Origin of the sequence: Leifsonia sp. RAF41 (assembly GCF_052114085.1) — a bacterium.
Taxonomy (GTDB): Bacteria; Actinomycetota; Actinomycetes; order Actinomycetales; family Microbacteriaceae; genus Leifsonia.
On the sequence record NZ_JBFREB010000001.1, the window covers coordinates 73,804 to 94,728 of the forward strand.

The 20,925-nt window shown below is 69.4% G+C and carries 22 protein-coding genes; 11 read left to right on the forward strand and 11 right to left on the reverse strand.

Translation table 11 applies throughout. The annotated features are described in order from the left end of the window. Positions 1–20 precede the first annotated feature (20 nt). A complete protein-coding gene (locus AB4Y74_RS00370; RefSeq protein WP_441797133.1) occupies positions 21–467 on the reverse strand; it encodes a hypothetical protein in 447 nt (148 codons plus the stop codon). Between the two features lie 13 nt (positions 468–480). After that, the gene (locus tag AB4Y74_RS00375; protein ID WP_441797134.1) at positions 481–1,503 is read right to left on the reverse strand and encodes a glycoside hydrolase family 6 protein; all 1,023 of its coding nucleotides are present in this window, start codon (positions 1,501–1,503) and stop codon (positions 481–483) included. Between the two features lie 227 nt (positions 1,504–1,730). Here AB4Y74_RS00375 and AB4Y74_RS00380 point away from each other — a divergent pair, with 227 nt between their 5' ends. Beyond that, complete coding sequence (locus tag AB4Y74_RS00380) at positions 1,731–2,201, forward strand: hypothetical protein (protein ID WP_441797135.1); 471 nt, start codon at positions 1,731–1,733, stop codon at positions 2,199–2,201. Between the two features lie 167 nt (positions 2,202–2,368). Then, complete coding sequence (locus AB4Y74_RS00385) at positions 2,369–3,019, forward strand: IclR family transcriptional regulator (protein WP_441800374.1); 651 nt, start codon at positions 2,369–2,371, stop codon at positions 3,017–3,019. Between the two features lie 12 nt (positions 3,020–3,031). On the opposite strand, the gene AB4Y74_RS00390 is transcribed toward AB4Y74_RS00385, so the two are convergent. Then, positions 3,032–3,955 carry an MBL fold metallo-hydrolase gene (locus tag AB4Y74_RS00390; protein WP_441797136.1) on the reverse strand — a complete coding sequence of 308 codons (924 nt, stop codon included), beginning with the start codon at positions 3,953–3,955 and terminating at the stop codon, positions 3,032–3,034. A 93-nt stretch (positions 3,956–4,048) separates the two neighbouring features. Continuing rightward, positions 4,049–5,950, reverse strand: coding sequence for an FAD-binding monooxygenase (locus AB4Y74_RS00395; protein ID WP_441797137.1), 1,902 nt, complete (start codon positions 5,948–5,950; stop codon positions 4,049–4,051). A gap of 159 nt (positions 5,951–6,109) precedes the next feature. On the opposite strand from AB4Y74_RS00395, the gene AB4Y74_RS00400 reads away from it, so the two are divergent. Further along, positions 6,110–7,474 (forward strand): O-acetylhomoserine aminocarboxypropyltransferase/cysteine synthase family protein, encoded by a 1,365-nt coding sequence (locus AB4Y74_RS00400; protein ID WP_441797138.1) that lies wholly within the window; start codon positions 6,110–6,112, stop codon positions 7,472–7,474. 9 nt (positions 7,475–7,483) lie between these two features. Further along, on the forward strand, positions 7,484–8,803 hold the full coding sequence (locus AB4Y74_RS00405) for an NtaA/DmoA family FMN-dependent monooxygenase (RefSeq protein ID WP_441797139.1): 1,320 nt from the start codon (positions 7,484–7,486) through the stop codon (positions 8,801–8,803). Between the two features lie 44 nt (positions 8,804–8,847). Here the strand turns inward: AB4Y74_RS00405 and AB4Y74_RS00410 are convergent, their stop codons facing one another. Then, complete coding sequence (locus AB4Y74_RS00410; RefSeq protein WP_441797140.1) at positions 8,848–9,402, reverse strand: CGNR zinc finger domain-containing protein; 555 nt, start codon at positions 9,400–9,402, stop codon at positions 8,848–8,850. Between the two features lie 70 nt (positions 9,403–9,472). On the opposite strand from AB4Y74_RS00410, the gene AB4Y74_RS00415 reads away from it, so the two are divergent. The 3 genes from AB4Y74_RS00415 to AB4Y74_RS00425 all read left to right on the forward strand — a co-directional run bounded on the left by AB4Y74_RS00415 (position 9,473) and on the right by AB4Y74_RS00425 (position 11,338). Further along, positions 9,473–10,441, forward strand: coding sequence for an EamA family transporter (locus tag AB4Y74_RS00415; RefSeq protein ID WP_441797141.1), 969 nt, complete (start codon positions 9,473–9,475; stop codon positions 10,439–10,441). Between the two features lie 70 nt (positions 10,442–10,511). Continuing rightward, entirely contained in the window at positions 10,512–10,787 is a 276-nt protein-coding gene (locus AB4Y74_RS00420) for a hypothetical protein (RefSeq protein ID WP_441797142.1), read from the forward strand. A gap of 20 nt (positions 10,788–10,807) precedes the next feature. Continuing rightward, complete coding sequence (locus AB4Y74_RS00425) at positions 10,808–11,338, forward strand: hypothetical protein (protein ID WP_441797143.1); 531 nt, start codon at positions 10,808–10,810, stop codon at positions 11,336–11,338. 8 nt (positions 11,339–11,346) lie between these two features. On the opposite strand, the gene AB4Y74_RS00430 is transcribed toward AB4Y74_RS00425, so the two are convergent. After that, entirely contained in the window at positions 11,347–11,547 is a 201-nt protein-coding gene (locus tag AB4Y74_RS00430; protein WP_441797144.1) for a hypothetical protein, read from the reverse strand. Between the two features lie 131 nt (positions 11,548–11,678). On the opposite strand from AB4Y74_RS00430, the gene AB4Y74_RS00435 reads away from it, so the two are divergent. Then, on the forward strand, positions 11,679–12,581 hold the full coding sequence (locus AB4Y74_RS00435; protein WP_441797145.1) for a helix-turn-helix domain-containing protein: 903 nt from the start codon (positions 11,679–11,681) through the stop codon (positions 12,579–12,581). On the opposite strand, the gene AB4Y74_RS00440 is transcribed toward AB4Y74_RS00435, so the two are convergent. The 5 genes from AB4Y74_RS00440 to AB4Y74_RS00460 all read right to left on the reverse strand — a co-directional run bounded on the left by AB4Y74_RS00440 (position 12,578) and on the right by AB4Y74_RS00460 (position 17,455). Beyond that, positions 12,578–13,789: an MFS transporter gene (locus tag AB4Y74_RS00440; protein ID WP_441797146.1), complete on the reverse strand. Its 1,212-nt coding sequence runs from the start codon at positions 13,787–13,789 to the stop codon at positions 12,578–12,580. The genes AB4Y74_RS00435 and AB4Y74_RS00440 overlap by 4 nt on opposite strands. Before the next feature lie 151 nt (positions 13,790–13,940). After that, on the reverse strand, positions 13,941–15,326 hold the full coding sequence (locus tag AB4Y74_RS00445) for a GH1 family beta-glucosidase (protein ID WP_441797147.1): 1,386 nt from the start codon (positions 15,324–15,326) through the stop codon (positions 13,941–13,943). Between the two features lie 2 nt (positions 15,327–15,328). After that, on the reverse strand, positions 15,329–15,691 hold the full coding sequence (locus tag AB4Y74_RS00450) for a tautomerase family protein (protein WP_441797148.1): 363 nt from the start codon (positions 15,689–15,691) through the stop codon (positions 15,329–15,331). Between the two features lie 34 nt (positions 15,692–15,725). After that, positions 15,726–16,679: an aldo/keto reductase gene (locus AB4Y74_RS00455; RefSeq protein WP_441797149.1), complete on the reverse strand. Its 954-nt coding sequence runs from the start codon at positions 16,677–16,679 to the stop codon at positions 15,726–15,728. Then, positions 16,676–17,455 carry a VOC family protein gene (locus AB4Y74_RS00460; RefSeq protein WP_441797150.1) on the reverse strand — a complete coding sequence of 260 codons (780 nt, stop codon included), beginning with the start codon at positions 17,453–17,455 and terminating at the stop codon, positions 16,676–16,678. Before AB4Y74_RS00460 ends, AB4Y74_RS00455 begins: the two co-directional genes overlap by 4 nt. 252 nt (positions 17,456–17,707) lie before the next feature. On the opposite strand from AB4Y74_RS00460, the gene AB4Y74_RS00465 reads away from it, so the two are divergent. The 3 genes from AB4Y74_RS00465 to AB4Y74_RS00475 are packed head-to-tail and all read left to right on the forward strand — an operon-like array spanning position 17,708 to position 20,880. Next, the gene (locus AB4Y74_RS00465; protein ID WP_441797151.1) at positions 17,708–19,084 is read left to right on the forward strand and encodes an ABC transporter substrate-binding protein; all 1,377 of its coding nucleotides are present in this window, start codon (positions 17,708–17,710) and stop codon (positions 19,082–19,084) included. A gap of 34 nt (positions 19,085–19,118) precedes the next feature. Further along, positions 19,119–20,099, forward strand: a complete 981-nt coding sequence (locus tag AB4Y74_RS00470; protein ID WP_441797152.1) for a carbohydrate ABC transporter permease — start codon at positions 19,119–19,121, stop codon at positions 20,097–20,099. After that, on the forward strand, positions 20,092–20,880 hold the full coding sequence (locus tag AB4Y74_RS00475) for a carbohydrate ABC transporter permease (RefSeq protein ID WP_441797153.1): 789 nt from the start codon (positions 20,092–20,094) through the stop codon (positions 20,878–20,880). The genes AB4Y74_RS00470 and AB4Y74_RS00475 overlap by 8 nt, the downstream gene beginning before the upstream one ends. Positions 20,881–20,925: the final 45 nt, after the last annotated feature.

Consider the following 20,925-nt stretch of genomic DNA (forward strand, 5'->3'; position numbering starts at 1 on the left):
CCGCGTCGTAGGCCTTCCGGCTAGCGGCTGGTGAGTCCGCTGCCCTGGCCGCAGATCGTCCGCCGTACCCACGCGTCGGTGTCGGACGGTGCCAGCTCGCCGGAACGGACGAGCCGGACGAAATCGAGCGCGTGATCGGTGAGCTGTCCGTCCGCCGACTCGGGCGCATCCCGGCCGACGTGGATGGACAGCCAGCGCGTCGTGTGTGCCCCGAGCCGTGCGGCCACGGCGACGATCCCGGCGAAGTGTCGCGCCTGTCCTTCCGTGCCGTCGTCCACGTTCCGGCGGAAACCCCGGCCGCGGATGCGGTTGGAGCCCCCTCGCCCGGCATCCATCGGCCAGAACAGGCCGCGGCGGACGCCCGCCGCCTCATGGCCGAGCCGGCGGAGGAACTCACGCGGAGACGGAGTGCGTGAGGCGACCCGGGCGCACGCTTCCGCGAGCTGCTCGCAGCCGTCCGTGCTCATCCCTTGCGACCGCTCATCCCTTGCCGCCGCTCAGGAGGGCCTCGGCGCCGGACTGCCACCACACACCGGCCGCCGGTCCGCCGTTGCAGCTGCCGTCGCTGACCCCCGGATGCTTCACCCAGAGGAGGGCGTCCAGCCTGCCGCCGTCGCCCTCTGTCACTTTCGGGTCGTCGCCGAGCTTGGCCCCGGGAGGGTTGCACCACGTGCCGGTCCAGCCGTTGCCGTTGCGCGAAACGTCGATGACGAAGTGCTTCCAGCCGACTTTCGACGACACCTTGCCGGCGTAGTCGCGCTCGCGCTGGGTGGTGTCGAAGTTGGAGACGTTCGTGAAGAAGCCGTGCGCGTCCTGCACCCCGGCGCGCTTGAGCCACGACGCCTGGTCGGCGGCGGACAGCCAGCGCGCGTTGCCGCCGTCGAGGTAGGTGGCGACGCCCGCCGACTCGAGGATGCCCACCGACGATTTCAGCAGCGGCAGCCGGACCTCGGCCGACCCGTCGCATTTCGGGTCGGCCAGCATGGCGAGCGAATCCGGCTCCAGCAGCACGACCGCATCGCTGCCCCGAAGGGTGGAGGCGATCGTCCGGATCCACGGCAGGTACTGGTCGGCCGCGAGCCCGCCCTTCGAATATCCGCCGCAGTCGCGGTTCGGGATGGCGTAGGCGACGAACACGGGTGTCGCCTGCTGCGAGCGTGCATCGGCGACATCGTTGCGCAGTTCCGTCACCAGGCGGTCGCCCTGGAACCATTCGCCGAGCCAGACGGCGGTCGGTACGTCGGCGATGCGTCCGACGATCAGGGAGGACGCCGTGTCTCCCTGCTGCTCCAGCCGCTTCTCGGCGGCGGCGGCCTCCGTGTTCGGGTCGAGGTAGAGGCGTGTGGATGCGAACGCGCGGGAGGCGTCCGCGGTCGCTGTCGGCGTCGGTGCGGCGGACGGTCCGGCCGTTCCGCTGCCGTGGCGCGCAAGTCCCAGAGCGACGCCGGCGACCACGATCACCAGGGCGACAGCGAGCGCCGCGATGACGACCGGCTTTCGCATCCGTTCCCCTTTCGGACTGCCTCGGAAAGCACACCCTAACAGCGTCGGGTGCACCGCATCCGTGTCGCCCGGATTGGGGTACAAACTCATGTCCTCTAAACGACCCACAGAACGGTCTTTCTGGCTATGCTCACGGATGTCACACACCCGAGTTACTGCCTGTAGCCCCGCGAAGCCGGACCCGAAACCCGGCCCGCGGTAGACCCGAACGCTGCAAAGGACGTATCGTGAACGCCACTTCGTTCAACCATGCCCACGACCAGGCCCAACTGCTCGCCCGCCGCCACGAGCGCGACCTGCACTGGGCGAAGGAACGCCGCCGCCAGCAGGAGCGCGAGACCGCCGAGGCGCGCGCCCTTCTCGCCGAGAGCCCGCTGCGCCTGGCCCGGTCGACGTTCTGGACCGCCGGTGCCCTGCTCGTCGCGGCCACGGGCGCCTGGGGTCTGGCCTCGGCGGTGCTCTCGCCGTCGCTCGCTCTGATCGTCGACGCCGCGGGAGTGGCCTTCGCTCTCACCGTGCTCATCGGTGCCGCCGTCTCTCTCGGCCGGTTGCAGGCGCGCCGCGCTGCCGCCCGCGCCCTGTTGCACGCGCGGGAGGCGCGACTCTCGCACACGCAGTTCCACATCCACGAGAGTGTCCACTCGTTCATCGGCGCCCGGGTGGATGTGGTCAACACTCGCGAGGCCGTCCCGGCCTGACGCTGCCCTGGATTCCTCCGCGACCGGCGGGCGTGGCGCATCCTGTTCCGCTCCACCGACCGCGTCGACGGGCGCTGACTGTTTCTATAATCGAACGCATGGCCTCGATCGACGATGGCGCCCCGACTCCGGCGCCCGCGCTGCAGACGCTGTCCCGCGGCATCCGGATGCTCGAACTGCTGGCCGACGCGGGGGAGCCGCTGACGATCCCCGCGATCGCCTCCCGGCTGGGCCTGCACCGCTCGATCGCCTACCGCATCCTGCGCACCCTGGAGGATCACGGACTGGTGGTGCGGGACGCCGCCGGCGCAGTCGAGTTGGGCCCGCGCATGGCGACCCTCGCTCGCGCGGTGTCGCGCGACCTGCAGTCGGCCGCGCTGCCTCAGCTCACCGCGGTGGCGAACGAGCTGACCATGACCGCCTTCCTCGCCGTACTCGACCGGCACGACGTCGTGACGCTGGTGACCGTGGAGCCGGCGCACGCCCACGCAACCGTGGCGCAGCGCCCGGGAACCCGGCACCCGCTCGCGTCGGGCGCGCCCGGGATCGCCATCCAGTCGGTGCTGACGGATGCGCAGTGGCGCACGCTGCCCGGCGAACATGCGCGAGACGAGGCCGAACTCGCCCGCGACCGCGGTTACGCGACCAGCCATGACGAGGTGATCGCGGGCCTCGCCTCCATCGCGGTCCCGGTGCGGGCGCCGGGGCAGCCGGTCGCCGCGCTGGCCGTCGTCTATGTCACCAACGACGTGGACGCGGCGGCCATCGGAGCGCGGCTGCGCGAGGCCGCCGCCGCGATCGAGTCGGACCTGCGCTGAGACGTCGCCGCGTCAGCCGGCGTCGAGGCCCCCGAGGGCGACGAAATCGCGGTGCAGAGCAGTCTGCGCGAGCGCCGAGAGCAGGGTGAAGCCGCGCAGCGCATCCCAGCCGCCCGTCCAGGTCAGGGTGCGCGCGACATCCCACACCGTGCCTTCGGGATGCGCGGCGACCTCTCGCGCTCGCCCCAGGTGATGCTCTGCCAGCGCCGCGGTGCGCTCCGCGAGGCCGGTGAACGGCTCCTCGTGACCGGGGAGAGCCCGGCTGTCGAGCGCGCCGATGCGCCGGAGGCCGACGAGATAGTCGGCGATCGGGTTCGAGGGGGTCGGGCCACCCAGACCGAGCCCGGAGTTGATCGTCGGGAGCACGTGGTCTCCGGTGAAGACGAGGTCCGCCTCCTCGTCGTGGAGGCAGAGATGGCCCGGGGTGTGCCCGGGCGTCCACAGGACGCGGATCCGCCGTCCTGGCACGTCGAGGAGGTCGCCGTCGGCCAGCAGGACATCCGGCGTCGGGAGGGCGGCAGAGCTAGGCGCAGAGGAGGCGGCGGCGAGCTCGGGCCGCCGCTCCGCGGGCACGCCCCAGGCCGCGAAGTCGGGCGACGGCAGGCCCCGGACGATCGCGGCGGCGGCTGACGCTTCGCGCTCGTGCATCAGCACCGGCGCACCGGTCGCCTCACGCAGCGCCGCAACCCCTCCGGCGTGGTCGGCGTGTAGGTGCGTCACGACGATTCCGGCGACATCCTCCGGCGAGCGCCCGAGCGCATCCATCGCACGGCTGAGTGCGCCCGCGGCCTCGACGGTCGGGGAACCCGGGTCGACGACGTGCAGTCGCCCGTTCCCGTCCTCGATCAGGTAGGCGAGGCTGTAGGGCAGCCCACCGCCGGGCATCGGGATGCGCACCAGGTGCACGCCGTCGGCGATCGTCACGAAAGCGGTCACGTCGCCAGGCTAACGTCGGAGATTCGGCTGCGAGGCGTTCGAAACTCCTGCGAGTCTGCCAATCGAAGGAGATTCGACGCCCGATCTCCTTCCTTACGCGTCGGCGTCGCTCAGCGCCCGGGTCTGGAGGACCGGTCGGAAGAACGCGGCGAGCTCGTCGGTCGCCGTGAGAGGAAGGATGTGGGCGACGTACTGGTCCGGCCGCACGACCACGATGGCTCCGGCGCGATCAATGCCGCGCTCAGCGAAGATGTCGTGCGCGGGGTCGGCGGCGTAGACCTTCTCGTAGTCGATCAGCGCGAACGGTCCGACGCGGGGGAGGAAGAGGTCCGGCACCACGCCGAGATCCACGGACGCGTGGTCCTGCCGGTAGACCACCTTCACGTCGAACCAGGCGTCGGGGTCGGCGCCCTCCGGCGTGGCCGCGAGGGGCGATTCCGGCGCCGACTGCATCCACTCGGCGAGATCTGCCACCGCAGACGGCTGCCCGGCGACCGCCTCGTCCGCGAAGACGTAGATACGCCAGCGGCCGTCCGCGCGCGCGTGGTGTCCGAGGTGCACCGGGTTGCCGTCGCACACCCGCTCGACCGGGGCCGACTTGAAGCGCTTGCCGATCGGGAACCCGGTCGCGAGCTCCTGGTGCGTCGCTTCGCCGACGATCAGCGACGGCGCGTACTGCGTCATGAAGCCGGCCGGGAACTCCGCCGTCCGCACGTAGAAGTCCTCCAGCTCGGACGGGCTCGCGAACTCCTCCGGCTTCTTCGCCATGAGGGCCGACCACTCCTTGTCGAAGTCGATGAGATTCTTCGCGACGACCTGCCTCTCGGCGGAGTAGGTAGCGAGCAGCGACTCCGGAGCGCGCCCGTCCAGCACATGGCCGAGTTTCCAGCCGATGTTGAAGCCGTCCTGCATCGAGACGTTCATGCCCTGACCGGCTTTCGCGCTGTGCGTGTGGCAGGCGTCGCCGGTGATGAAGACGCGGGGTGTGCGCATCCCGAGCTCCTCCGGCACCACATCGTCGAAGCGGTCGGTGAGGCGGTGGCCCACCTCGTAGACGCTGTGCCACGCCACGTTGCGGACATCGAGCGTGTACGGGTGCAGGATGTCGTTCGCCTTCTCGATGATCTGGTCGATCGTCGTCGCGCGGACGGCACGGTTGTCGCCGGGCTGGAGTTCGCCGAGGTCGACGTACATCCGGAACAGGTAGCCGCCCTCGCGCGGGATCAGGAGGATGTTGCCCGCCTCCGACTGGATCGAGCACTTGGTGCGGATGTCCGGAAAGTCGGTGACCGCGAGCGCATCCATGACGCCCCAGGCGTGGTTGGCCTGGTCGCCGGCGAGATGGCAGCCGATGGCTTCCCGGACCTTGCTTCGTGCCCCGTCGGCCCCCACCACATACTTCGCGTGGACGACCCGCTCGGCGCCCTCGTCCGGTCCGACGGTGTGACGGAGGGTCACAGCGACCGGATGGTCGCCCTCGCCGACCCGCAGCCCGACCAACTCGTAGCCGTAGTCGGGCGTCAGCCGTGACGGCGAGTGGGCGGCAACCTCGGCGAAGTAGTCGAGCACGCGGGCCTGGTTGACGATGAGGTGCGGGAACTCGCTGACCCCGGTCGGATCGTCGACGGGGCGCGCGGTGCGCACGATCCGCGAGGGATCGCTCGCATCCGGCTTCCAGAACGCCATCTCGGTGATGCGGTAGGCCTCGGCGATGATCCGCTCGGCGAACCCGAACGCCTGGAACGTCTCGACACTGCGCGCCTGGATGCCGTCCGCCTGCCCGATGGCGAGACGCCCGGGGCGGCGCTCCACGAGGCGGGTGACCACATTCGGGAACTGTGCGAGCTGCGCTGCGGCGATCATGCCGGCCGGCCCGCTGCCGACGATGAGCACGTCGACGGCGTCCGGCAGTTCGGATCGGCGGTCGACCCCCGTCCCCGCGGGCTCGTGGATGCGCGGGTCGCCGGAGATGTAACCGTGGTGGTGGAACTGCACAGGGTCCTCACTTCGTCGTAAGTCGTTCACTATGCGAACGCACTGTTCGCATAATGACGCAATAGTAACCCATCGGTTCGGGAGGAGGTCGGCTCGGTGACCGCGTAGTACTCCGCAACAGAAGGGCTTCCGGGCCGGAGCGTGCCCCACCATAGGGAGATGCCGGAGTTCAGCACAGCCCAGGTCCACGCGGGGGAGGCCCGCGATGCCGCCCACGGCGCCCGCGTCACGCCCATCTACCTGACCGCAGGGTTCGAGTTCGACAGCTTCGCTCAGGCCGAGGGCCGCTTCGGTGGCGAGGAGAAGGGCTACACCTACAGCCGCTCCGGCAATCCGACGACCGCCGCGCTGGAACGACGGGTCGCCGCCCTCGAACACGGCCGAGAGGCCATCGCGGTCGGCAGCGGACAGGCGGCGATCACCGTGGCCGTGCTCGGCCTGGTTCAGGCCGGCGACCACATCCTGTCGGCGCAGAGTATCTACTCGGGGACCCGCGGGCTCTTCGAGAACGGCCTCCGTCGGCTGGGCATCGACATCGAGTTCGTCGACGACCCGACCGACCTGGACGAGTGGCGCCGACGCGTTCGGCCCAACACTCGAACGCTGTTCGGCGAGTCGATCGCCAACCCCGGCAACGAGATCCTCGACATCGAGGGCGTCGCCACTGTGGCGCACGAGAACGGGATCCCGTTCGTCGTCGACAACACCCTCGCGACCCCGTACCTGCTGCGACCGGGCGCATACGGCGCGGACATCGTCGTGCACTCGGCCAGCAAGTACCTCGGTGGGCACGGCTCCACCCTCGGCGGCGTCGTCGTCGATCAGGGAAGCTACGACTGGGCCGCTTCGCCCTTCGAACACCTGACGGGACCTGATGCGTGGCTGGAGGGGTCGAGCTACGTACAGGAGCATGGTGCAGCCGCATACACCGCGTTCACTCGATCGGTGATCGCGTCGCTCTTCGGGCCCGTGCTGTCGCCGCTGAACGCCTTCCTCATCCAACAGGGCGTCGAGACGCTGTCGCTGCGGGTGCAACGGCAGTCCGACACGGCGCTCGCCGTCGCCCGTTGGCTGGAGGCGCAGCCCGAGGTGGTGCGCGTCGATTATGCCGGGCTGGAGTCGCATCCCGCCCACGAGCTCGCCCTGCGCTACCTGCCCAGAGGCCAGGGCGCAGTGCTCGGCTTCACCCTCGCCGGCGGAATCGCGGACGCCGAGCGCTTCTACGACGCCGTCGAGCTGTTCAGCCGCATGACCCACATCGGCGACGTGCGCTCGCTCATCCTGCACCCGGCGTCCACCACTCACGCGCACCTCCACCGCGACCTGCGCGAAGAGACGGGCATCGGCGACGGCCTGCTTCGGCTCTCCATCGGGCTCGAGGATGCAGACGACCTGATCGACGACCTGGCGCGGGGAATAGCGGCGGTGAAGGCGGCCGACACGATCGTGCCCGACAGGATCGTGCGCGACACCGGCCTGCCCGAACCGATCGCGACGGACGCGGCTGTCGCCGCCGGACGGTAGGAGGAGACGATGGCGCGTCTGCAGCATTTCGGCTGGTTCTTCAGCCGTGGGTTCGGCCCGCAAGGATGGGGCCACCCGTACTGGGAGTGGGGCTACGACTGGACGCGGCCCGACCTGTACCAGCAGTCCGCGCGCGAGCTGGAGCAGGCAGGCCTCGACCTGGTCATCATCGAGGACGCGCTGTCCCTCGGGTTCCCCGACACTCTCGACCTGAGGGTCCGCGAGGCGTACGGCGGCCCGAAGCACGACCCGCTCATCCTTTCGCCCTACCTGCTCGATGCCACCCGGCACCTCGGTGTCGCACCGACGATCAATGCGGGCGCCTACCCGCCGTACGTCGCCGCGCGCCAGTTCGCCAGCCTCCACCACCTGAGCGGTCACCGGCTCGGCGTCAACGTGGTCACCGATGTCGGCAGCGCGCGCCATCTCGGCCTCCCTGCGCTGTCGCACGACGCCGCGTACGACCGCGCGGAGGAATGGCTGACCGTCATCCGCCGGCTGTGGCACAGCTGGGACGACGACGCGCTGGTTCAGGATGCCGCCACGCGGCACTTCGCGGACGGGTCGAAGATCCGGCCGTTCCAGCACGAGGGCGAATACTTCCGTCTGGCCGGGCCGCTCAATGCTGTGCCGTTCACTGACGGCGACCCGGCGATCGTGTCGCCTGGCGGGTCGCCGCGCGGGATCGCGTTCGCGGGCACCCACTCCGACGTTCAGCTCGCGTTGGCGCCGCTCGACGCGCAGAGCATCCGCGACTACCGCACGAAGGTGCGGGATGCCGCGATCGCTGCCGGCCGGAACCCCGACGCGATCAAGGTGCTCTTCGTCTTCAAGCCCGAGGTCGTCTCGAGCGACGAGGAGGCGCGCCGCGTCGTGGAGGCGTCGAAGCATCCCACCGATGAGGAGCTGTACCGGGCGCTCGCCGGGCAGTCCAGTGATCTGGAGACCGACCTGACCGTGCTTTCGCTCGATGAGCCGTTCGACGTCTCCGTCTTCGGGGATCACGTGTCGCAGGGCAGCATCAAGGGACTGTTCGGCAAGCAGGGCATCCGCGAGGGCGTGACGCTGCGCGAGCTGATCGCGCCGAAAGTCGTGAAGGGCCGGATCGCGGATCGCGCGGGATTCGTGGGAACCGCCGAGCAGATCGCCGACTTCATCGAGGAGATCGGGGAGGAGGCCGACAACGACGGCTTCATCTTCTCCGGAGACCTGCACCCGGTCACGCTGCACCGCTACCTCGACGAGCTCGTCCCGGTGCTGCGCCGGCGCGGCATCCTGCGCACGGAGTACGGCAACGGCGGCATCCGCGGCAACCTCTCGGACTTCTGACCCGGTGGCTCGTCCGGCCGTCGGGCTCGCCGTCAGTGGGAACTCTAGGCGCCCTGCTGCTTCCGGGCGCGGAAGGCGATCATGTTCATCCGGTTGCCGCAACGCACGCTGCAGAAGCGCTTCGACGCGTTGCGCGAGAGGTCGAGCACGAGTCCGGTGCAGTCGTCCGCCCCGCAGACCCGCAGCCGTCCCGTCTCGCCGGACCGGATGACGTCGACGAGCGCGAGCGCGATCTCGACGCGGATGCGCTCGGCGAGCGGCGCATCCTGAGCAGTGGCGTGCAGGTGCCAGTCGAACCCGTCGTGGCGCATCAGGTACGGGAGCGCGTGGGCCTCGGCCAGCATCGCGTTGACTTCGAGAGCGGCGGCGTCGCGGTCGAGAGCCCAGGTGTGCTTGATGCGCTCGCGCGTCGCGCGCACATCCTGCAGCTCGGCGTCGTCGCCGTCGACCCGGCCGGAGTACCGGTTCTCGACGAGCAGCGCGGCGAGTTGCTCGGTGGTGGCGAGTTCGTCCTCGCCGCTGCGGGAGGCGCCCGGGTCGGTGTCGCAGAGGGCGACGGCGAACTCCAGCGCGTCCACAGTGTCAGGGGCAAATTGCAAGTTGACTCCTTACTCGCTCCGAGACTAGCGTCAGGACCATCATCCTCTTCAATCCTGACAGGTGAGTCCCATGCGCAACCGACACCCGGCCACTCTCGGCCTGATCATCGCAGTGATCGCGGCGGCGAGCTTCGGGATGTCGGGCGCCTTCATCAAGCCCCTGCTCGAAAGCGGATGGTCGCCCGTGGCGGCCGTGACGGCGCGCGTGCTCATCGGAGGAGTCGTCTTGCTGCCGTTCGCCCTCGTGGCCGTGCGCGGCCGGTGGGCAACCGTCTGGCGCGGGCGCTGGCGGCTGCTCGGGATGGCGCTGGTCGGCGTGGCAGGAACGCAGGTGCTGTACTTCGCCGCCATCCAGCGCATCCCCGTGAGCACCGGGATCCTCGTCGAGTACCTCGCCCCGGTGCTTCTCGTCGCAGTGGCCTGGGCGCGCACCCGCAAAGCGCCACGAGCCGTCGTGGTGGCCGGCTCGGTCGTCGCGGTCGCCGGGCTGATCCTGGTGGTCTCGCCGGGCGGTGCTGGCGCCCTCGACCCGCTGGGACTCATCCTCGCGGTGCTCGCCATGGTGGGCTGTGCCGGGTTCTACCTGATCGCCGCGCGCCCGAGTGATGGCCTGCCGCCGGTCGTGCTGGCCTCCGGGGGCCTGCTCCTCGGCGGTCTCGCTCTCGGCGTGGTCGGGGCGACCGGCCTGCTTCCCGTCACGGTGAGCTTCGCCGACGTGCCCCTGTTCGGCAGCCCGACGGCGTGGTGGGTGCCGCTGCTCGTCGTCGGCGTCGTGGCGACAGCGATCGCCTATGCCACGAGCATCACCGCGACGGAACTCCTCGGCTCCCGTTTGGCCTCGTTCACGGGACTGCTGGAGGTCGTGGCGGCGACGTTCTATGCGTGGCTGCTGCTGGGCGAGGCGCTCAGCCCCCTGCAATTGCTGGGCGGCGTGCTCATCCTGGGCGGGATCGCGCTCGTGCGCGCGGACACGGGGGAGCCCGCAGGCAGGTCGGCCCGCCGAATCCAGTCTCGGTCGAGGGAGACCACGTTCCGCTAGCCGCAGAGTGCGAGCCAGCAGACCGGCCTGACCCCTTGTCCCCCGGCGCTCCTGCGCCGAAGGTGGGGTCATGGATGCGACAGGCGCAGATGAGGACAGGCACGGGCACGACGAGGACAAGTCGACGATCGACGTGCGACTCACCGGGGTGCGCGACCCGAGAGACCCGGACGGGCTGCTGACCGTCGAGGAGGACGCCGAGCGGCCCGATCCCGCACGGTACGGGTCGCGCGAGACGGACACGCTGGAGCGCGAGCGGGCGCATTACGCGCGGCTCGGGAGCGGCGGGTCGTCGGACGAGCTTCCCGACGTGCCTCCGAAGCGCGGGGTCACCGGCCTGGGCTGATCGCGGGGGAGAATGGACCGATGGCCCTCCCCGCGTCCGAGCGCATCGTCCCCGTCCCGGTGAACCGGATCGAGGTGGAGGCGGCGGTCGCCTTCGGGACGCTCCGCCGCGCGTTCGAGGCCGAGGTCCCGCCCGTCGACGCGGCCCGTGTGCGCGAACTGCTCGCGCAGGGCGCGGAATGGCGGCGGCTCACCCTCGAGACCGCAGGCCCCGGCATCCACCGGTTCGTCCGGTTCTGGACCGACCACCCGACGCCGGTGATGCGCGTCGGCGGCGCGGACATCCCGAGCGCTGTCTACCTGATCGGCGACTACGCAACCGCGGCGCGGATGTTCCGGCACGACCCGGGCGCTCTGCTGTACACCCCGATCCGTGTCGAACTCCACGCCAGCCGCGCGGGCGGCACGGTGCTGAGCGTCGACCAGCCGAGCAGCAGTCTCGGCAGCTTCGGCAGCAACAAGATCACCCAGGCGGGATTCGAACTCGACCGGATGCTCGGCGACCTCCTCGAGGAGCTCGATCTTCCGCGCCCGAGCGTGCTGCGGCGGTAGCGGACGCCTCAGCCCTGGTCGGAGTCAGGGACGTCCGGCCCGGTGACCGCCACGTCGCAGCGATACCAGGTGCCGGCGATGCCGCCGGTATCCACCCAGGTCCGCACGATTTCATAGCGCCGGGGCACATCGCCCTGCGTCGGCTGCTGCGAGATGGCGTCCTGCAGCGCCTCGTCGAACCCCTCCTGCGACGAACCCGTGACCAACATGGGAGCCTGCCTTCCCGGCTCACCGGCGAGCCGATCCAGCCGCACGCTACTGCCTGCACGGTCCGCGAGGCAATGGAGCAGAACAGCGAGGCGACGGGAATGGCACTCGTCGCCCCGCTGTTCCCTCTGCCATGACAGAGGCGCCCTTTTCCACGCTGACGCGTGCCGCAGCGGACGATCTGGAGCGCGTCCTGGCGCGCCTCGAGTGGACGCTCCTCGACTTCGAACAGCGCGAGCTCGCCGCCGGGACAGCGGTCTCCGTCGCGGGCGGACGCATTCGGTTCCACTACGTGGTCTCCGGCTCGGTACAACTGACCGGCGGAGCGGCGCCACTGCGGCTCGAGGCGGGTGACTTCTTGATGCTGCCGCAGTCGGAGGCGCACCGGATCCGTGCGGAGCGCGACTCCGTCGTCGCCTCCGGGGAGCTGGACGCGGCGACCGTGCCGGGCCTTCCGCTCGCCTCCGCCCTCCCGGCGTCGCTCACCGCGTGCGGCTTCGTCGTGCGCGAGCCGCACATGGGTCCGCTCATCCAGACACTCGGCCTCGAGTTCGGCGGGATGCGCGCGGGGAACTGCCTGATGGCGAGCCGTATCGCGACGATCATCGCCACCGCCGCCGTACGGTCCTGGGTGGAGAACGGCTGCGCCTCCGACCAGTGGCTCGTCAGCGTGCGCGACCCGCACATCGCGCGCGCCGTCGCCGCGATGCGCGAGGCGCCGGGGGAGCCGTGGACGGTGGATCGACTCGCCCGCGTCGCCAGCGCCTCCCGCACGGTGTTCGCGGAGCGCTTCCGCGAGCTCGTCGGGGACTCGCCCAGCCGCTACCTCGCGACGGTGCGGGTGGAGCAGGCCGCTGAGCTGCTTCGGGATGAGGGGGTCAGTATCGGCGAGGTGGCGCATCGCCTGGGTTACGGGTCGGATGTCGCATTCAGCCGCGCGTTCCGCCGGGTCACCGGCGTGAGCCCTGCGGCCTGGCGTAGGGGCGAGTCGGCGCGCTCGGCCGCCCCTGCCCCCGCCCCCGCCCTCAGCGCTTAGGCCGATTCGCGACGGCGAGCGGTTCCCAGAAGGACGCCGCCGAGCACGGCGACGATCCCGCCGGCCACCAGAGCCTCCTTCACTCCGGCGCCGTCGACCAGCAGCCCGCCCGCGGCGGCACCCAGCGCGATCGCCAGTTGGAACGCTGCGACGACGAGTCCGCCCGCCGCCTCCATCCGCTCCGGCTCCACGCGGGCCGCCCACGTCTGCACCAGCGTGGGAACGCCGCCGAAGGCGAAGCCCCACAGCACGACGGCGGCGAATGCCAGAGGAACCTGATCGGGCAGCAGGGCGAACACTGTCACCGCGGCCCCGAGTACTGCGGGCATCACGACCAGCGCCGTTCGCAGGCGGCGGTCTGCGACCACGCCGGCCACGATGTTGCCGGCGAAGCCTCCGATGCCGTACGCCGCCAGGAGGACAGCCAGCCCTCCGGCGGTCAGCCCCGGGATGTCCGCCGCTCCGAGGCGAATGTAGGTGAACCCGGCGAAGTGACCACCCGCGAGCAGGGCGATCCCGAGCAGGCCCACGATCATCACCGGCGAGCGGAGGGCCGCCAGAAGAGTGCGGACGCCGGATCCCTCGGCGGGCGCGACCTTCGGAAGGAGCAGGATCTGCGCCACAGCCGCGGCGACGGACATCGCGGCGACGAGCACGAAAACGGCACGCCACCCCCACACCGCTCCGAGGAAGGCGCCCAGCGGCACGGCGACCACGGTCGCGAGAGACACTCCGGTGTTGACGATCATCATGGCTCGGCCGAGGTGCTCGGCCGGAACCAGCTGGGCGGCCACCGCCACAGCCATCGACCAGAACCCGGAGATCGCGATCCCGAGCAGCACCCGCGCGACCAGCAGCAGCCAGAACTGCGGCGCGATGGCGACGAGCAGGTTGGAAACGGCGGCGAGCACGGCCAGCGCGACCAGCAGGATGCGCCGGTCGAGGCGTGGGAACAGGGGACCGATCGCCGGTCCCGCGATCACGCCGATGAGTGCCGTCGCCGTGACCGCCTGTCCCGCCGTCCCCTCGCTCACGTGCAGGCCGGAGGCGATCGGGGACAGCAGGCTGGCGGGCAGGAACTCGCTCGTCACGAGGGCGAACACGCCCACCATCAGAGCGACTACTCCGCCCCACGATGCGCGTCGCGCGATTCCGGAGGTCGCCGGTACGGAGGCGGTATCGGATGACGGGAAGGTGTCGAGACTCATGATTCCAGCCTGCTCGTCGGCGCCTCGCGTCGCCCGACCGATCGTCCGCCGCAGCTGATCGCGCGTCCGGAATTCCGACCGGCGTGCAACGGGTTGACGCAACACGCCGTGACCGCCGGACGGCGGACGGCGTGTTGCGTCAACTGGACGGTCAGACCCGGGAGGCGGGGACCGCGTCCTGGAGGAACGCCCTCACCCAGTGCGCGCTGCGTTTCGGCGTGCGCTTCTGCGTCTCGTAGTCGACGTGGACGATGCCGAAGCGGCGGGAGTAGCCCCACGCCCATTCCCAGTTGTCCATGAGCGACCAGATGAAGTATCCCTGCAGCGGAAGTCCCTCAGCCACGGCATCCCGGGCCGCCTCGAAGTGCGCCTCCAGGTATTCGGCGCGCTGTGGGTCGTCGATCTCGCCGTCCGCGTCGACGCGGTCGGGGTAGGCGGCACCATTCTCGGTGATGTAGAGCGGGAGCCCCGGAGCCAGCTCGTTGGCCTGGCGGATCACGTCGACCATCCCGTCGGGGTGGATCTCCCAGCCCATCTGGGTGACCGGTGCGCCCGTTTTCACGAAACGCACGTGCTCGCTGCCCGGGTACGCGCTCGCCGGAGCGCCGGCAACGGGCGACGAGCCCGACGTCACCGTGTGACGGCTGTAGTAGTTGATGCCCAGGAAGTCGATCGGTGCGGAGATGCGGCGCAGGTCGTCATCGGTCGCGTTCTCGCCGAACCACTCGGTCTCGCCCAGGTCGTCCAGCACGTCGGCCGGGTAGGAGCCCTTCAGCACCGGATCCAGGAACAAGCGGTTGCTGAGGCCGTCGATCCGGCGGGCGGCGTCCGCATCCGCCTCCGAGTCGCCGGCGGGACGGACCGAGTACAGGTTGAGCGTCGTTCCGACGCGCGCCGACGGAAGGGTCGCGCGCAGCGCCTCCACCGCGTGGCCGTGGCCGAGCAGCAGGTGGTGCGCGGCGTGCGCCGAGCGGGAACCGACGGTCTTGCCGGGCGCGTGGTGGCCGCTGCCGTAGCCGAGGAACGCTGAGCACCACGGCTCGTTCAGCGTGATCCAGTCGTTGACGACGTCGCCGAGTTCCTCCGCCACGATGGCGGCGTAGTCGGCGAACCGACGGGCGGTGTCGCGGTCGAGCCAGCCGCCGCGGTCCTCCAGCGCCTGGGGCAGGTCCCAGTGGTACAGGGTCGCCCACGGGGTCACGCCACGCTCGAGCAGCGACTCCGCCAGGCGGCGGTAGAAGTCGAGGCCGGCGCGGTTGGGCGCGCCGGTGCCATCGGCCTGGATGCGCGGCCACGCGATCGAGAACCGGTACGCGTCGAAGCCGAGGTCCGACATCAGTGCGACGTCCTCCGGCCAGCGGTGGTAGTGGTCATCGGCGACGTCGCCGGTGCTGCCGTCGGCGATCGCGCCGGGAACGCGCGCGAAGGCATCCCAGATGCTCTCGCCACGGCCGTCTTCACGGGTCGCACCTTCGATCTGGTAGGAGGCGGTCGCGGTTCCGACGATGAAGCCGTCGGGAAGGTCGCTTCTCTGCATGGTCACTGCTCCTTGGACGGGGCGAGCCAGTCGCCGTCGCCGTTCTCGTAGAGGGAGATGAGGATGTTGTCGCGCTTGATGCCGAGCGCGCCGAGCCGCTCGACGATGAGCTCGGCGCCGCGCTGCTTCACTTCGGGAGAGTACCCGTTGTACGCCAGGATGCTGATGAAGACGATGTCGGTGCGGTCCGCTTCCGGGAAGGTCCGGCTGTAGAACAGGTCGCCCTGCTCGTGCAGCTGGAAGATCTGGAACAGGTCGTCGGCCGGCATGCCCCAACCGTCCGCCAGCGCGGAGTTGATGGCCTCGCTCATCTGCGCACGCAGGTCGGCGAGAGGAGTATGCATGTCGATTCGGACGAGTGGCATGGGTGCCTCGGCTTTCAGGAATTGTTGTCGGTGGTCAGTGGTCGGCGTCGAGCCAGTTCGTGGGGGCGGGGACGAGTGACTCCAGTTCGTCCCAGAACTCCTGCGGCCGGTCGAGCGCCGCGGCGTCCAGGGTCTGCGGGATGCGCCCCGGCTTGCTGATCCCGACGATCGTGCTCGCGAACCGTTCATCGCGGGTCGAGAAGCGCAGCGCGGCGGCGGCCAGGGTGGTGTCCCACCGGCGGCACACGTCCCGCATCCGGGTGATCGCCTCCAGCGTCTCCTGGCTCGCCGGCCGGTAGCCGTAGTCGGTCTTGCGCCCGGACTCGTCGGCGAGGATGCCGCCGCCCAGAACGGCCGCGTTGACGACGCCGACCCCGAGGTCGGCCGCGCGGTCGAGCAGCGCGCCCGCGCTGCGGTCCACCAGGGTCCACCGGTTGTGTACCAGGAGGACCTCGAAGACACCGAGGTCCAGGTAGCGCCGCATCACCCGGACGTCACCGCCGGCGAGGCCGATGTGGCCAACCTCGCCGCGCTCCTTCGCCTGGAGCAGCGCTTCCACCGCACCATCGGGGCCGGTCATCGCGTCGAAGTCGCGGAACTCCGGGTCGTGGAGGTGCACGAGCGGCAGGGGACGGATCCCGAGCCGCTCGGCGCTCTCGGCGAGCGAGCGGCGCACGCGCTCGCCGCTGTAGTCGCCGTCGCGCTGGTCGGTCTTGGTGATGACGGTGACGTCGTCGGGCAGGCCGCCGAACGCGGCGATCGCCCGGCCGATGCGCTCCTCGCTGCGGCCGTCGGAGTACCCGTTCGAGGTGTCGATGGTGCGGATGCCGCTGCGGAGCACATCCTGCACCAGCTCGATGGCGTCGGCCTCGGCGACCTCATGCCCGAAGTTCTCCGGCATACTGCCGAGGGGTGCACCGCCGAGGGTCACCCGGCTGACGGCGATACCCGTCCCGCCGAGCGGCCGGAGCGGCGTGGTCGCGGTCATGCGTCCGCGAGCACGTACAGCAGCCCGTCGGGTCCGCTGTAGACCTCGCGCCCTGCGACGGCGCCGACCTTCTCGCCCGGAGCCGATGCGGTTTCACCGTGTCCGCCGAAGCCGACGGCGACGAAGCCGGGCGCGTCGAGCTGTGGAGCGCGCTGCGCCTTCTCCGCACGCTCGTAGGTGAAGATCTCGAGCGAGCTGTCGCCGTGACGGAGGAAGTTGATCTCGAAGCCGCGGTTGTCGCTCGGCTGGTGGATGCCCGACATCAGGTCGTAGCCGAGCTTCGCGTAGTGCTCCTTGGTCGTGTCCAGGTCGTCGACTGTCTCGGCGACGTGATCGAAGCGCGGGCGCTCCGGGTCGCCGAGGCCCCAGTCCTGCTCGACCGCGTCGCGGTCGTAGACCTCGTGATACTGCAGCGGGCCCTCCACGAGTTCGAGGAGAGTGCCGTCCGGGTCGTAGAAGAAGGTGATGCGGACATCCCCTTCGGCGTGGATGGGCTCGAGGTGGAACGGGACGCCGGCGTCGTGCAGAGCGGCGACGCGGGCATCGAGGTCGGAGACCTTGAAGCCGACGTGGCGGAACCCGCGCTGCAGGTCGTCGCCGACCCAGGTGGATTCGGCGGGCGCGTCGACGCGCGTCAGCAGCAGCCGGGCGGTGACGAGGTCGAGCTCGGCGGCGTCGGCGTCGGATGAGATGACGACGGCGTCGAAATGACGGCGGTAGAAATCGACAGAACGTTCGATGTCGCTCACGTTGAGGAGCACGGATTCAATGGCCAACGGGGGGTCCTTTCTACGCTGAAGTGGCGCCCAGCAGCCGGGCGAGGGCCACAGTAACCAACTATCTCAACGTATGCAACTAAGCGCATCCGCAGTTAGAAAGCGGGAGTAGACGCAACACTACAGCCCGATGCGCCAGTTTGTGACAAAAAGGTTCGAACTATTGCATCCGACGGAAGAGCGTGTGTAGGCTCACCCCGAACGTGCGCCGCCATGCACGACGAACAGCACACAACGAGGTGGAGGATTCACATGATTCGTACGCGGTTCCTATCCGCGGCAGCGGTGGCTGCGGCCGCCGCGCTGGCGATCACAGGCTGCACCGGCTCGTCCGGCGACCAGAGCTCGGACGTCAAGCCGGCCAAATCCGGGAGCGTCACCTGGTGGGGCTACACCCCCGACACCCCGGTGGCCCAGAAGTACATCGCCGAGTTCAACAAGGACTACCCGGACATCACGGTCACGTACAAGAACTTCGAGAACGTCGACTACCGCAACACGATCACGCCGGCCCTCGATTCCGGCAAGGGACCCGACGTGTTCGACCTGTCGCCCGCCGGCGGCTCGCCCGACACCTGGGGGCCCTACGCCCTCGACCTCACTTCCCTCGCCAAGGACACCCTCGGTGACGGCTGGAAGGACAAGATCGGCGGCGACTACGTCAAGCAGCTGACCAGCTCCGACGGCCGCTTCGTCTCGCTCCCGCTCGGCGGAATGTCGGCCGGTTTCCTCTGGTACAACAAGGACATCCTCGACAAGGCCGGCGCGAAGATGCCGACCGATTACGCGTCGTGGGTGGACACCTGCAAGAAGGTCACCGCGATCGGCAAGACCTGCTTCACCATGGGTGCCGGTGGCAAGGACACCTTCCCGACCGAGATGTACCACTCGATCGCCAACACCGTGGACCCCGGCTTCTTCATCAAGGCCGCGACCGGCAAGGCGAAGTGGAACGACGAGCAGGGCCAGAAGGTGCTCGAGATCATCAAGAAGATGAAGGACGACGGCATCATCGCCAAGAACGCCCTCGACGGCCCCCAGTACCCGCTCGCGAACAACGAGTTCATGAAGGGCGACGCGGCCATGGTCCAGATGGGCTTCTGGTACACGCAGTACGCGGGCGCCGAGTCCTGCAAGACCTCGATGGAGGCCGCAGGCGTCACCAACCCGACGTGCTTCGTCCAGCTGCCCGCGCAGTTCCCGGACGTCGCCGGCAAGGGCAACAAGAGCACGTTCTTCGGTGAGGCCGACTACGGTCTGGCGATCAACTCCGGCTCGAAGAACATCGGCCCGGCGAAGACCTTCGTGGCGTGGATGACGATGAAGAAGACCGGCCAGCAGAACGTCGCCAACGCACTCGACCTGCTGCCCGCTCTCAAGGGCACCACGCCCGACTGGTCGAACATCACGTTGGTGAACGACTCCGTGCAGCGTCCCGCCATCGAGACCCTGATCAAGGACAGCGGTGACACCACCGAGTCGCGCCAGTGGCAGACCACGGAGAAGTCGCTCGACGCGATCGTGGTCGCCATCCAGCAGGTGCTCGACCCCTCGGTGAACAAGTCGATCAAGGACATCGCCGACGACCAGCAGGCGGCATCCGTCGCCAGCAAGGTCGGCACGAAGTAACAACCCAACGCGATAAGAACGGATCGACGCACTCATGACCGTCACGGATCTTGAGACCGGATCCGACCGACTCGCACCGGTGGTGCGGGGAGGCGGGCGCCCCAAGCGGCGCGCCCGCCTCCTCCCCGGGGGCTTCCGCTGGATCCTCCCCGCGTTCGCCATCTCGGTCGGCCTGATCTACTACAGCATCATCTACTCGGGGTACCTGTCGTTCTTCTCCTGGCCGGGCGGCCGGGCGCTGATGACGCCGGTCGGCCTGGGCAACTACATCACCGCACTGAGCGACCCGGTTCTCTGGACCTCGCTCCGCAACACGCTCGTCTACTTCGTCGTCGTCTTCGTCGTCCAGGTGGTCGGCGGGATGCTGTTCGCTGCGGCCATGCATTCGAAGGTGCGGTTCGCCAACGTCTACAAGGTCCTCGTCGTCATCCCGGTCGTGGTCGCACCGGCCACACTGGCGCCGGCCCAGATCCAGGTCTGGCAGAGCGACGGCACCGTCAACAGCATCCTGGGCTTCTTCGGCCTGTCGGCACTGCAGCAGCCGTGGATCGGCCAGTCCACCACGTCGCTGCTGGTCGTGACCCTGGTCGGATGCTGGGGCGCGATCGGCTACGGCTTCATCCTCCTGTACGCGGGCATGTCGCAGATCGACCCCGAGCTCCTCGAGGCCGGGCGTCTCGACGGCGCGGGCAACCTCCGCGTGCTCTTCTCCATCGTTCTCCCGAGCCTGAAGCCGATCATCGTGTCTCTGGCCATCCTGAACTTCATCACGGCACTCAAGCTGTTCGACAACCCGTGGCTGATCACGCAGGGCGGCCCGGCGCACTCGTCCGAGTTCCTCGGCACCATGATCTACGGAGAGACCGCGAGTACCGACCGGAACCTGGGCTACGCCTCCGCCCTGTCGATCCTGGTGCTGCTGATCGCGGTCGCGGTGTCCGTCTTCATGCAGTTGAGAGGGCGCGAACGCCTCACCCGCACCAAGCCGCGCCGCAAGGAGGCCGCAGATGTTTGAGACCCGATCGCGCCGCGCGCGCATCCTGCTCCAGCTGATCCTGACCGTCGCAGTGGTTCCGTTCGTGATACCGCTGATCGCGATGCTGCAGACCAGTTTCGAGGGCCAGGGCTGGGGCAACTACCTCGCGGTGGTGCAGGTGCCCGGCTTCTCGAAGTTCTTCGTGAACACGATCATCATCGCTGTCGCCTCCATCGTGATCGTCTATGTGGCGACCCTGGCGGCCGCCTTCGGCTTCTCGAAGCTGCGGGTGCGGGGCAAGGAAGTGTACTTCTGGCTCATGATGGCCGCGCTGACGCTGCCCGAGGTGGTGCTCATCGCTCCGCTCTACACGACGGCGGTCAAGCTGGGACTGCTCGGGACCTATTGGTCGGTGATCCTTCCGATCGCGGCACTGCAGATCCCATTCACGGTGCTGATCGCCCGCGGGTACGTCGACGGCATCCCGGACGCAATGTTCGAGGCCGCGCGGATCGACGGCGCCAGCACCTGGAGGGTGTTCTGGTCGATCCTCGTTCCCCTGTCCCGCCCGATCGCCGTTGCACTCATGGTGCTCGTTCTGATCTATGCCTGGAACTCGTACCTGCTGCCCAAGGTGTTCCTCATCGACGACGGGATGGGAGTGGTCACCCAGCTGCCGGAGTTCTTCCGCCGGCAGTACAACGACGACACTCCGAAAATCCTCGCCGCGTCGGTCATCACCGCGATTCCGACGATCATCGCGTACATCGCGTTGCAGCGTCAGTTCGAGCGCGGGATGGCCGCGGGCGCGATCAAGTGACGGCTGGAGTCGTGGCGGCGCCAGTGAATCCGGCAGACTGCCTAT